Origin of the sequence: Streptomyces sp. NPDC055243, assembly GCF_044544025.1 — a bacterium.
Classification (GTDB): Bacteria; Actinomycetota; Actinomycetes; order Streptomycetales; family Streptomycetaceae; genus Streptomyces.
Genome location: NZ_JBITWR010000009.1, coordinates 141,384 through 153,504, shown reverse-complemented (window position 1 = coordinate 153,504; position 12,121 = coordinate 141,384). Strand labels below are relative to the sequence as shown.

The window sequence follows — 12,121 nt, the reverse complement described above, 5'->3', positions numbered from 1 at the left end:
CTAGCCGCCCCCGGGAGCCGATCCGTCCGGTGGTTCGTCACCCGGTTGCCCGCCCGGTTCCTCCAGCAGGATCCGCTCCAGTTCGGCCCGGCCCGGCAGGTACGCGGGGCGGGAGGTCTCGCCGCTGCGCACGTAAAGGAACGCCGCCTTCACGGATTCCGGGGGCACGTCGTGCAACTCCGCCCAGGCCAGGCGGTAGACGGCGAGCTGGAGAGGGTCGGCGGTGCGGGTGCGGCTCGTCTTCCAGTCGACGATCTCGTACGTCACGTCGTCGCCGTCGACCTCCTTGTAGACCGCGTCGATGCGGCCGCGGACCACGCGGCCCGCGAGCGTCAGCTGGAAGGGAACCTCGACGCGGTGAGGGGTCCGGTGGGCGTACTCGGTGCGCTCGAAGGCTTCCTTGAGGGCGTCCAGATCGCGTTCGTCGGCGATCTCGGCCTCTCCGGGGCCGCCGCCCGGCAGGTCGTCGGGGGCGAGCAGCGGGAGGCGCAGCTCTTCGAAGCGGGTCTCGATCCAGGCGTGGAAGCGGGTGCCGCGGCGGGCCGCGGGCTGCGGCGGGCGCGGCATGGGGCGGGCGAGCTCCTGCGCGAAGCCCTCCGGGTCGGCTGCCAGGCGCAGCACTTCGGACGCGGTGAGGGAGGCGGGGACGGGGATGTCCCTTATCGCTTCGCGGGCGCGCAGGAGTTCGCCGGTGAGGGCGTCCAGGTCACGGTCCCAGGAGGCGAGGGTGCGGGCCTCCTCCGGGGTGAGGCGGGCCTGCTCCGGGGTGGGGCGGGCGTCCTCCGGGGCGGCCTCGACAGGGGCCTCGACAGGGGCGTCGGCAGCGGCGTCGGCGGGGTGCGGGCGCGCTTCGGGCTCGGTGGGCGGGGCCGCTGCCTGGTGCGGGATCGCCGGGCGGGCCGCGGTCCAGGAGTCCCAGCCCTCGGGGTCCTCAGGGTCCTCGGGGACACCTTCGGGCGGCTCTTCGTCCTCCGGAGGGGGCGGCCAGTCCGGGTCCTCGGCCGGGGGCACGTCGTCGTACGCCGACGGGTGGGGCTCTTCGTGCGAGCGGGCGTCGTCCGGCGCCCCCTCCCCCGTGAGGTCGCCCGTCAGATCGCCCGTCAGGCGGTCCAGATGCGTCAGGACCGTCTGCGCGGCGGCCCTGCGGCGGGCCAGGGACGCGTCGTCCAGCGGGAGCGGCCACGCGTGCTCGGCGGCGCCCTCCACCAGGGCGGGGTTCTCCTCGCCCTCCTCCGGTTCGTCCGCCCAGGCCTCGATCTCCCCGTGACCCACCGCGCAGTGGTCGTACAGCGCCTGGAGGAAGTCCGAGGGGCCGCGCGGCTTCTTCTGCGAAGGGCCCCACCAGTGGCCCGAGCCCAGGAGCAGCGAGCGGGGGCGGGTGAACGTCACATAGCCGAGGCGGAGCTCCTCCGTGCGCTGGTGCTCCTTCATGTCCTCGTGGAACGCCTTCATGGACCGGGAGTCCCACGCCTCGATGTCGGGCAGGGTCGACGCGTCCCCGCGCAGCGCGTGCGGGACGACCTTGCCCTGGGCCGTCCACTTCTCGCGCCCCTGGGTGCTGGGGAACGTCCCGGTGACCAGGCCGGGGACGGCCACGACGTCCCACTCCAGGCCCTTGGACTTGTGGGCGGTGAGCACCTTGACCGTGTTCTCGCCGCCCGGCAGGGCGTTGTCCAGGCCCTTCTCGTACTGCGCGGCGGTCCTCAGGAAGGCGAGGAAGGCCAGCAGGCTCGCCCCGCTGTCGTTGGCGGCGAAGGACGCGGCGACGTCCAGGAAGTTCGAGAGCGTCTCGCGGCGGCGGGCCGCGAGGGCGTGCGGCGACGCGGAGAGCTCGACCTCAAGGCCCGTGACGGCGAGCACCCGGTGCAGCACGTCCATCAGCGGGTCGGCCAGTGAGCGGCGCAGGTCGCGCAGCTCGGCAGCGAGCCGGGCGAACCGCACCCTCGCCTCCGGCGAGAAGGGCAGGCCGTCGTCCTCCGTGTCCGCGTCCAGGGGCGTCTCCAGGAACGTGTCGAGAGCGTCCGCGAGCGATATCACCTCGGCGGGGTCGACCCCCTCGACCGCTTCGGCGAGACGCCGGTCCGGGTCGTCGGGAGCCGCGTGCCCATGGCGTACGAGAAGGCGTGCGCGGCGGCCCAGGAGGGCGAGGTCGCGCGGGCCGATGCGCCAGCGCGGGCCGGTCAGCAGGCGCACCAGGGAGGCGTTCGCGCCCGGGTCCTGGAGCACCTCGCAGACGGCGACGAGGTCGGCGACCTCCGGGAGGTGCAGCAACCCGGAGAGGCCGACGACCTCCACGGGGACGTCCCGGGCGACCAGCGCCCCCTGGATCTGCGCGAAGTCCGTCGCCGTGCGGCACAGGACCGCGATCTCTCCGGGGGCCTTTCCGGTGCGCACGAGGTGCGCGATGGAGTCGGCGAGCCAGTCGATCTCCTCGGCGTGCGTGCGCAGCAGGGCGCAGCGCACCATGCCGTCGCGCTCGGCGCCGGGGGCGGGCCGCAGGGCCTCCACGCCCGCGTGCATCGCGCGCAGCGGCTCCGCGAGGCCGTTCGCGAGGTCCAGGAGGCGGCCGCCGCTGCGGCGGTTCTCGCTGAGCGCGTGGCGCGCCGCGGGGCGGCCGTCGGCGTGCGGGAAGTGCTCGGGGAAGTCGTCGAGGTTCGCCACGGAGGCGCCGCGCCAGCCGTAGATCGCCTGGCAGGGGTCGCCGACCGCCGTCACCGGGTGGCCCGTGCCGCCTCCGAAGAGGCCCGCCAGGAGGATGCGCTGGGCGACCGACGTGTCTTGGTACTCGTCGAGCAGGACGACGCGGAACTCCTCGCGCAGGATCTCGCCGACCTCCTCGCGGGTGTCGGCCAGCGTCGCGGAGAGGGCGATCTGGTCGCCGAAGTCGAGGAGGTCGCGGGCGCGCTTCGCCTGCCTGTAGCGGCCGACGAGCTCGGCCAGTTCGAGCCGGGCCGCCGCCGTCTCCGGCACCTTGCGCAGGTCTGCGTTGGAGAGCTTGGCGCCCTCCAGGGCGTGCAGCAGCTCGGTGTCGTACGCGCGGAGCCTGTCGGGGCGCACGAGGTGCTCCGCGAGTTCGCTGTCGAGTGCGAGGAGGTCGCTGACGAGGTCGGGGAAGGAGCGGGTCAGCGCGGGATAGGGGCCCGGCGCCTCGCGCAGCACGCGTGCGGCGAGCTGGAAGCGGGTGGCGTCGGCGAGCAGCCTCGCGGTGGGTTCGAGCCCTATGCGCAGCCCGTGGTCGGTCAGGAGGCGGCCCGCGAAGGCGTGGTACGTGGAGATGACCGGTTCGCCCGGCGGATGGTCCGGGTCGAGCGCCTCGGGGTCGGTGACCCCGGCCTTGATCAGCGCCTGGCGCACCCGCTCGGCGAGTTCACCGGCCGCCTTGTTCGTGAACGTCAGGCCCAGGACCTGCTCGGGGGCGACCTGGCCGGTGCCGACGAGCCAGACCACGCGGGCCGCCATCACCGTCGTCTTGCCCGACCCGGCTCCGGCCACGATCACCTGCGGGGCGGGCGGCGCGGTGATGCAGGCCGTCTGCTCCGGGGTGAACGGGATGCCGAGGAGCTCTTTGAGCTGCTCGGGGTCGGTGATACGAGGTGACACGTCAGAGAGGCTAGCGGCGGCCACTGACAATCGGGGCATCCCCGGCTGTCGGTGGCCGCCGTCGCTGCTGGCGCCAGGAGTCGTCAGGTATCAGGACTTGTCGGGCGCAAGGACCTGTCGAGCGTCAGGACCTGTCGGGCGTCAGGACTTCATGAGCTCTTCGAGGTCCATGACCTCGTTCGGCGCCGGGGCCTTGACGGAGACGGGCGAGCCGTAGTCGCTGAAGGCCATCGTGCCCGGGTCTTCCTCGCCGGTCGTGACGACCTTCAGGAAGTACGGCTTGCCCTCGGCGGCGACGTAGAAGGTGGTCTTCTTGCCCGACTTCTTCTTCGTGAGCACGGCCGCCTTCTTGCCGTCGACCTCGGAGTCCTTCTCGCGCTTGAGCTTCTTGAGGTCCTTGGACTGGAACATGGCGTCCGCGTCACAGACGCCCTTGCCCTCGGCGTTGGGCGACTTGACCCACTTGCCCTCGAGGCGCGAGGCCTGACCGCCGGCCCCGCTGCCGCCCATGGCGTCCTTCCAGAACGCCTTGTCGCCCTTCATGTACTGGCTGTCGCCGGACACCAGGAGCTCGGCCGTGCCGTCCGCACCGCCGTCCATCTTGCCCTTGCAGTCACCGGACTTGGCGACCGAGAAGTCGACGTTGAGCGGCTTGCCGTCCTGCTTGCCCTCACCGGTGACCTTGAAAGAGCCCGCGCCCTTGGACGCGTCGGCCGCCTTCTTGGCGATCTTGTCGGCGCTCATCCCCTCGAAGGGATCCTTCTCCTCGCTGGAGCAGCCCGTGATGCCGACGAAGGCGGCGGCACATGCGACTGCCGCGGCCAGGAGCTTCCGGTTGGCTGCCATGTCTGTATCTCCTCGGGAAGGTGCACGATCGGAGGGTCCACTGGTGCACAAATCAGCTTTACCGAGACTTTAGATGGCCTGTGAGGCTGCTATGAACGCGAGTGCCGTGACGTGAGCTTGGCCACCAACCGCGCTGGCTGCCGCCCGCTGGTTGCCTCCGGGGGTCAGCCCGAGTCAGTCCACGACCTGCCGGCCCTCCGGGCGCGCGCTGCACGAGGCGCGGAAGGCGCAGTGCGTGCAGTGCTGGCCCGTGGTGGGTGAGAAACGCTCGTCCAGGACCTTGCCCGCGGCGGTGGCCAGGAGGTCGCCCACCCACTCCCCGTCGAGCGGCTCCTGGGCCTGCACCTTGGGGAAGGTCTCGCCGCCGTCCTTCTTGGCGGCGCCCTGGCGCAGCTGCACCAGTTCGGCGCCGCCCGCCTCCGGACGTCCGCCTTCGAAGGCGTCGTCGACCGCGCCCTCGCGGAGGGCGAGCTGGTAGACGGCGAGCTGCGGGTGGCGGGCCACCTCGGCGGCGGTGGGGGTCTGCTTGCCGGTCTTGAAGTCGACTACGTAGGCACGTCCTTGCGCGTCCTGCTCGACGCGGTCCATGGAGCCGCGTACGCGTACTTCGTAGGGGCCCGCTTCGAGGGTCACGTCGAAGTCGTGCTCGCTGCTGACGGGGGTGCGGGTCGCGCGGTCCGTCACATGCCACTGGAGGAAGCGTTCGAGCGCCACGCGCGCGTGCTCCTTCTCCTGGGCCGACTTCCAGGGGGCGTCGAAGGCCAGCGCGTCCCAGACCGAGTCGAGGCGCTCCATGAGGACGGCGAGGTCGGCGGGGGTCCTGCCGGACGCGACCTCGTCGGCCAGGACGTGCACCACGTTGCCGAAGCCCTGGGCGGCGGTCGCGGGGGCGTCCGCCTTCACCTCGCGGCCCAGGAACCACTGCAGGGAACAGGTGTTGGCGAGCTGGTCCAGGGCGCTTCCGGAGAGGGCGACGGGCTTGTCGCGGTCCCTCAGGGGGACTTCGCTCGCCGTCGGCTCGTACATGCCCCACCAGCGGTACGGGTGCGCCGACGGCACCAGGGGGCGCCCGTCCGCGTCGCTCAGCGCGGCGAGCCGGGCGAGGCGGTGGGCGGCGGCCTCGCGCAGGGGCTCCGAGACGCGGGGGTCGACGGTGGTGGAGCGCAGCTCGGCGACGAGCGCCGAGACGGACAGGGGGCGGCGCGGGCGGCCCGTGACGTCCTTGGGCTCGACGCCGAGTTCGGTGAGGAAGCGCGATGGCTGGTCGCCGTCGTCCGCGGGCGCCTTGACGGCGGTGACGACGAGGCGTTCACGCGCGCGCGTGGCGGCCACGTAGAACAACCGGCGCTCTTCGGAGAGGAGCGCTCCGGGGGTGAGGGGTTCGGCCAGGCCGTCCCTCCCGATGCGGTCGGCCTCCAGGAGGGAGCCACGGCGGCGCAGGTCGGGCCAGAGGCCTTCCTGGACGCCCGCGACCACCACGAGCCGCCACTCCAGGCCCTTGGAACGGTGCGCCGTCATCAGGCGTACGGCGTCGGGGCGCACCGCCCTGCGCGTGAGGGTGTCGGCCGCGATGTCCTGCGCCTCGGTCTCCTCCAGGAAGTTGAGGGCGCCGCGGCCTCCGGTGCGTTCCTCGGCACGGGAGGCGTACGCGAACAGGGCGCAGACCGCGTCGAGATCCCGGTCCGCGTTGCGCCCGGCGGCGCCACCGCGGCGTGCGGTCCGCTCCAGGCGACGCGGCCACGGTGTGCCGTCCCACAGCTCCCAGAGCGCCTCCTCCGCGGTACCGCCGCCCGCGAGCCGCTCGCGGGCCTTGCGCAGCAGCGCACCGAGCCGCTGGGCGCCGCGCGCGTACGCGGGATCGTGCGCGACGAGCCGCTCCGGTTCGGCGAGCGCACGGGTCAGCAACACGTCGGAGGACGGCGGCAGATGATTCCCCGCGGCACGCTCCTCCGCCCGCAGCGCCCGCCCGAGCCGCCGGAGATCGGCGGCGTCCATGCCGGCGAGGGGGGAGGTGAGAAGGTCCAGGGCGGTCTCGGTGTCGAGCCAGGTTGTGGTGGGGGCGGTGGCTTCGGGCTCGGATTCGGAGGCGGCTGAAGGGCCGGGGTCCGAGTCGGGCTCAGGGTCAGGGTCAGGGTCCGAGAGGGGGTCCTGGTCGGAGGCAGGCTCGGACTCGGACTCGGAATGGGACTCGGACTGGGACTGGGGCGCCGGACCAGACTCAGGCTCGGCCACGGCCTCAGCCTCAGAGACAGGCTCGGACTCGACCACAGCCTCAGAGACAGGCTCGGACTCGACCACAGCCTCAGAGACAGGCTCGGACTCGGCCACGGCCTCAGAGACGGGCTCGGCCGCGAACCCGAGCTCCGACACCGGGGCAGCCCCGGTCTCGGACTCCGGCCCAGCCCCGCTCTCGGACCCCGGCGCAACCCCGCCCTCGGACCCCGGCCCAGCCCCAGTCTCGGACTCCGGCCCAGCCTCGGGCTCCGCCCCCGTCTCCACCCCAGAAGCCGCCCCCTGTGAAACCACCGCCGTCGCCACCGCCCGCAGCGCCGTCAGCAATGGCGTGATCGCCGGTTCGTGGCGCAGGGCGATGTCGTCGCCGTCGATGTCCAGGGGGACGCCGGACGCGGTGAGGCTGCGGCGGACCGCGGGGATCGTGTGGGCTCCCGCGCGGACCAGGACCGCCATCTCGCCCCAGGGGACGCCGTCCTCCAGGTGCGCGCGGCGCAGGATGTCCGCGATGTTGTCCAGCTCGGCGCCGGACGTCGGGTAGGTGTACGCCTCGACGCGGCCCCCGTCCCGCACCGCCGCGAGATCCCGGTGGGCCCGCACCTTCTCCGCGGGCAGCCTCGTCAGCGGCATGCGGCGGGTGAGCAGGCGCGTGGCCGCCAGGAGGCCGGAGCCCGACCTGCGCGAGGTCGTCAGGACCTCGACCGGCGCCTCCGTGCCGTCCGCGCGCGGGAACTCGGAGGGGAACTCCAGGATGCCGTTCACGTCGGCGCCCCGGAAGGTGTAGATCGACTGGTCCGGGTCGCCGAACGCGACGAGGGAGCGCCCGCCCCCGGCCAGCGCGTGCAGCAGCCGCACCTGCGCGGGATCGGTGTCCTGGTACTCGTCCACGAACACCGCGTCGTACTGCGCGCCCAGCGCCCGCGCGACCTCGGGACGCCGCGCCAGCAGCACCGCGCGGTGCACGAGTTCCGCGTAGTCGAGCACTCCTTGCATGTCGAGTACGTCCAGGTACTCCGCGAGGAACGCCGCTGCCGCGCCCCAGTCCGGCCGCCCCGCCCGGCGGGCGAAGGCATCCAGGGCGTCGGGGCCGAGCCCCAGTTCACGGCTGCGTGCGAGCACCGCGCGCACCTCGTCGGCGAAGCCCCGCGTCGTCAGGCAGGCGCGCAGCTCGTCCGGCCAGCGGACGTGGGAGCGCCCCTCCCCCGCCAGGTCGATCTGGCCCGCCAGGAGCTCCCGTACGGCCACGTCCTGCTCGGGACCGGACAGGAGTCGGAGGGGCTCGACGAACAGGTCCGCGTCCTGGTGGGCGCGGATGAGGGCGTAGCAGAAGGAGTGGAAGGTCGTCGCCTGCGGGGCGTTGGCCGCTCCTATGCGCAGCGCCATGCGGTCGCGCAGTTCCACCGCGGCCTTGCGGCTGAAGGTGAGGACGAGGACCCGCTCCGGCTCCGTGCCCTTGGCGATCCGCGCGGCGACGGACTCCACCAGCGTCGTCGTCTTGCCCGTGCCCGGCCCCGCCAGGACGAGCAGCGGCCCTCCGGGGTGGTCAACCACCGCACGCTGCCGTGCGTCAAGACGAGGGGGGTCCACGTGGACCGGCGCGGTGCGCACCAGTCGATAGGCGCCCTGGGCCCCCTGTCGCACCTGGGGGTGCGACGGGTGCCGGGTGTGCCGGGCGGAAGAAGTGGAGCTCACGTGGGTCGCCGGTCCTGGTGGGTGTACGGGTTGTCATACGGCTGCGCGATGGCTGCGGGGTGAGAGAAATGCGTGCTGTCGACGCTACGCCAGCGGGCGTGCGGGACGCGTGGCTTCCCCCGTACGGGCCACCGGTCCCCCACGACGCCGCGGGATGGCCGAAGCTGTCAGGTGTGAGCCCCCGGAGCCTGCGGGCGAGCGGCACCGCCACTGCCCGCCGCGTCGCCACGCGCCGCGTCGCCGCCACGCGCCGCGCGGTCGCCGTCGCGCAGAGCCGTGTCCCCGCCCCGAGCGGCGCCGCCCCGGACGGCGCCGTCCCACCGCGCCCGCCGCATGTCCAGGCGCGGCACATGCCCTTCGGACGCGCGGCCCGCCTCACGCAGCGGCGTGCCCTCCGCGCGGTAGTGGCCCATCGCCCGCAGCTCGTGGCCCGGCAGCAGACGCCCGTCCGCGCGCACCACGCGCCACCACGGAACCGCGTCCCCGTAGAGGGCCATCACCCGGCCGACCTGCCGGGGGCCGCCCTCCTCGAGCCACTCCGCGACGTCCCCGTACGTCATCACCCGTCCCGGAGGGATCAGCTCCGCGACCTCGAAGACCCGCTCGGCGTACTCCGGGTAGGCCGTGAGCCCCTGCTCCGGTCCGCTCTCGCTCTCCTCGCTCATCCGGTCCATCCTGCCGTACCCCACCGACACCGTGACCGGCCCGCGACAGAGTGTGCGGTACGAGACAAACTGGAGCTCGGTGAACACTTTGCGCCCCCGCATTGCACCCTGATGCCCCCCTCTGTCGGTGTGGCATGCCACCATCGTGCGGGCGGTGACTGGTGATACGAGATCAAGAAGAGGCGACGGAGCAGCAGGACGTGCACCCCGATGAGTCGGCGGGCACCCCTGCGGCCGAGGCGCACCCGGACACCGGTGGGCACTCCCTGAAGAAGCACGAGAAGCACGAGAAGCACGAGACGGTCCAGAAGTCCGGCCGAGATTTCGACCGGGAGTCCGGCTGGGAATCCGGCGCGGACCAGGACGCGCGGCCCGGCACCGACCAGGACGCACGGCCCGGCGCCGAGCAGGACGCGCCCGTGGCCTTCGTCCCGGACGCGTGCGCCGACGGCGAGGAAGCCCACACCGACCGCGTCGCCGGTGACGAACCGCTGCTCGCCGCGCGCGTGCACCGTCCTTCGGACCTGATGCGGCTGCTCGTCGGCATCCTCGGCATCGCCGTGGTCCTCGCCATCGCCGCGTTCGCGCACGGCACGACGTCGGGTCTCGCCCAGGACATCGACAAGGGCACGGACCAGGCGCCCGACCTCCTGATCAAGTTCGCGGGTCTGACCGCGAGCATCGGCGTCCTGCTCGTTCCCGTCGCCTTCGCCATCGAGCGCCTGGTCAAGCGGGACGGTCTGCGCATCGCGGACGGCGTCCTGGCGGCCGTTCTCGCGCACGGCGTGACGCTCGCCACCGACCTCTGGGTCGCCAAGGCCGCCCCCGGCTCCATCCAGGAGGCGCTGACCCGGCCCTCGCCCGGCGATCTGCACGCGCTCACCGACCCCGTGCACGGCTATCTCGCGCCCGTCATCGCGTACATGACCGCCGTCGGGATGTCCCGAAGACCACGCTGGCGCGTCGTCCTGTGGGTGGTGCTGCTGCTCGACGCCTTCACCATGCTGGTCACCGGCTACACCACGCCGTTCTCGATCATCCTGACGGTCCTGCTCGGCTGGAGCGTGGCCTACGGAACGCTCTACGCGGTCGGCTCGCCGAACGTACGGCCCACCGGCCAGACGCTCCTCGCCGGTCTGCGGCACGTCGGCTTCCACCCGGTGAGCGCGGCCCGCGAGGACTCCCCGGACAGCGAGCACGGCGACCGGGGCCGCCGCTACTTCGTGACCCTGGAGGACGGCCCGCCCCTGGACGTCACGGTCATCGACCGCGAGCAACAGGCGCAGGGCTTCTTCTACCGCGTCTGGCGCAGGCTCACCCTGCGCGGCATCACCCAGCGCCGCAGCCTGCAGTCGCTGCGCCAGGCCCTGGAGCAGGAGGCGCTCCTGGCGTACGCGGCGATCGCGGCCGGGGCCAACGCCCCCAAGCTGATCGCCACCTCCGAGCTCGGTCCCGACGCGGTGATACTCGTCTACGAGCACACGGGCGGCCGCACCCTGGACTCCCTGCCGGACGACGTCATCACCGATGAGCTGCTGTGCGACACCTGGCGGCAGGTGCAGGCGCTCCAGTCGCGGCGGATCGCGCACCGCAGGCTCGCGGGCGACGCAATCTTGGTGGATCGTTCCGGCACGGTGATCCTGACCGATCTGCGGGGCGGTGAGATCGCCGCGGGCGACCTGGTCCTGCGGATGGACATCGCCCAGCTCCTGACCGCCTTCGGCCTGCGTGTGGGCGCCGAGCGCGCGGTCGCCACCGCGGTCGACGTGCTCGGCCCGGACTCGGTCGCCGACTGTCTGCCGCTGCTCCAGCCCATCGCCCTGACCCGCTCCACCCGCGGCACCCTGCGCAAGCTGGCGCGGGAGCGTTCGCAGCGCGAGCGCGAGGCGGTCCTGGAGGCGTCCCGCCAGGACAAGCTGGCCCGCGCGGCGGAGGCGGACGCGGCAGTGGCGGCGGAGGCGGTGGAGACCGCCGAGGGCGCCAAGGGGCCCGACCGCAAGACCGTGCGCGCGGAGAAGCAGGCCGAGAAGCAGGCGATAGACGTCGCGCTCGACCAGGCCCGCGAGGAGGACCTGCTCACCCAGATCCGCCACCAGGTGCTGCTGATCCGTCCGCAGGCGCCCGTCGAGCCCGCCCAGCTGGAGCGCATCAGGCCGCGCACGCTGATCAGCTTCATCGCCGGTGCCATCGGCGCGTACTTCCTGCTCTCGCAGCTCACCCACGTCGACTTCAACACGATCATCGGCGAGGCCGAGTGGGGCTGGGTCCTGGTGGCCGTGGCGTGCTCGGCGCTGAGCTACTTCGCCGCGGCGATGAGCCTGCTCGGCTTCGTGCCGGAACGTGTGCCGTTCCTGCGGGCGGTGCAGGCGCAGGTCGCCGGTTCGTTCGTGAAGATCGTGGCGCCCGCCGCGGTGGGCGGTGTCGCGCTCAACACGCGCTTCCTGCAACGCTCCGGAGTGCGCTCCGGCCTCGCGGTGGCGAGCGTCGGCGCCTCGCAGCTGTTCGGGCTCGGCTCGCACATCATGCTGCTGATGATCTTCGGTTATGTGACCGGCACGGAGAAGACACCGTCCCTGTCGCCGTCCCGCACCGTGATCGCCGGTCTCCTGTCGGTCGCGGTGCTGGTGCTCGTGGTGACCGCGATCCCGTTCCTGCGGAAGTTCGTGGTCACGCGCGTGCGGTCGCTGTTCGCCGGTGTCGTGCCGCGCATGCTCGACGTGCTGCAGCGCCCGCAGAAGCTGCTCACCGGCATCGGCGGCATGCTGCTCCTGACGCTGCTGTTCGTGCTCTGCCTCGACGCCTCCGTACGGGCCTTCAGCAGTACGGAGATGACGACGCTGAGCCTGGCCAGCGTCGCCGTGGTCTTCCTCGCCGGCAACGCGCTCGGCTCGGCGGCGCCCACCCCCGGCGGTATCGGTGCGGTCGAGGCGACGCTCACCCTCGGACTGGTCGCGGTGGGCGTGCCCAAGGACGTGGCGGCGCCGGCGGTGCTTCTGTACAGGCTCCTCACGCTGTGGCTGCCGGTGCTCCCGGGGTGGCTGTTCTTCAACCACCTGACCAGGAAGGGCCTTCTTTAAAGGAAGGTC

The 12,121-nt window shown here is 72.9% G+C and carries 5 protein-coding genes; 1 reads left to right on the top strand and 4 read right to left on the bottom strand.

Annotated elements, in window-relative coordinates:
• The 4 genes from ACIGXX_RS25905 to ACIGXX_RS25890 form a co-directional block, all read right to left on the bottom strand.
• The gene (locus ACIGXX_RS25905) at window positions 1-3,600 is read right to left on the bottom strand and encodes a UvrD-helicase domain-containing protein (RefSeq protein ID WP_399979182.1); all 3,600 of its coding nucleotides are present in this window, start codon (window positions 3,598-3,600) and stop codon (window positions 1-3) included.
• Window positions 3,601-3,741: 141 nt separating this feature from the next.
• The gene (locus tag ACIGXX_RS25900; RefSeq protein ID WP_351163571.1) at window positions 3,742-4,446 is read right to left on the bottom strand and encodes a hypothetical protein; all 705 of its coding nucleotides are present in this window, start codon (window positions 4,444-4,446) and stop codon (window positions 3,742-3,744) included.
• 174 nt (window positions 4,447-4,620) lie between these two features.
• Entirely contained in the window at window positions 4,621-8,265 is a 3,645-nt protein-coding gene (locus ACIGXX_RS25895; RefSeq protein WP_399979486.1) for a UvrD-helicase domain-containing protein, read from the bottom strand.
• Window positions 8,266-8,537: 272 nt separating this feature from the next.
• Entirely contained in the window at window positions 8,538-9,035 is a 498-nt protein-coding gene (locus tag ACIGXX_RS25890; RefSeq protein ID WP_399979179.1) for an MGMT family protein, read from the bottom strand.
• Between the two features lie 161 nt (window positions 9,036-9,196).
• Here ACIGXX_RS25890 and ACIGXX_RS25885 point away from each other — a divergent pair, with 161 nt between their 5' ends.
• Entirely contained in the window at window positions 9,197-12,112 is a 2,916-nt protein-coding gene (locus ACIGXX_RS25885) for a lysylphosphatidylglycerol synthase transmembrane domain-containing protein (RefSeq protein WP_361464384.1), read from the top strand.
• Window positions 12,113-12,121 lie beyond the last annotated feature (9 nt).

What these genes read in the sequence shown, in the direction of transcription:
- ACIGXX_RS25900 (WP_351163571.1), bottom strand. Translation starts at nt 4,446, where the DNA reads ATGGCAGCCAACCGGAAGCTCCTGGCCGCGGCAGTCGCATGTGCCGCC.
- ACIGXX_RS25890 (WP_399979179.1), bottom strand. Translation starts at nt 9,035, where the DNA reads ATGAGCGAGGAGAGCGAGAGCGGACCGGAGCAGGGGCTCACGGCCTAC.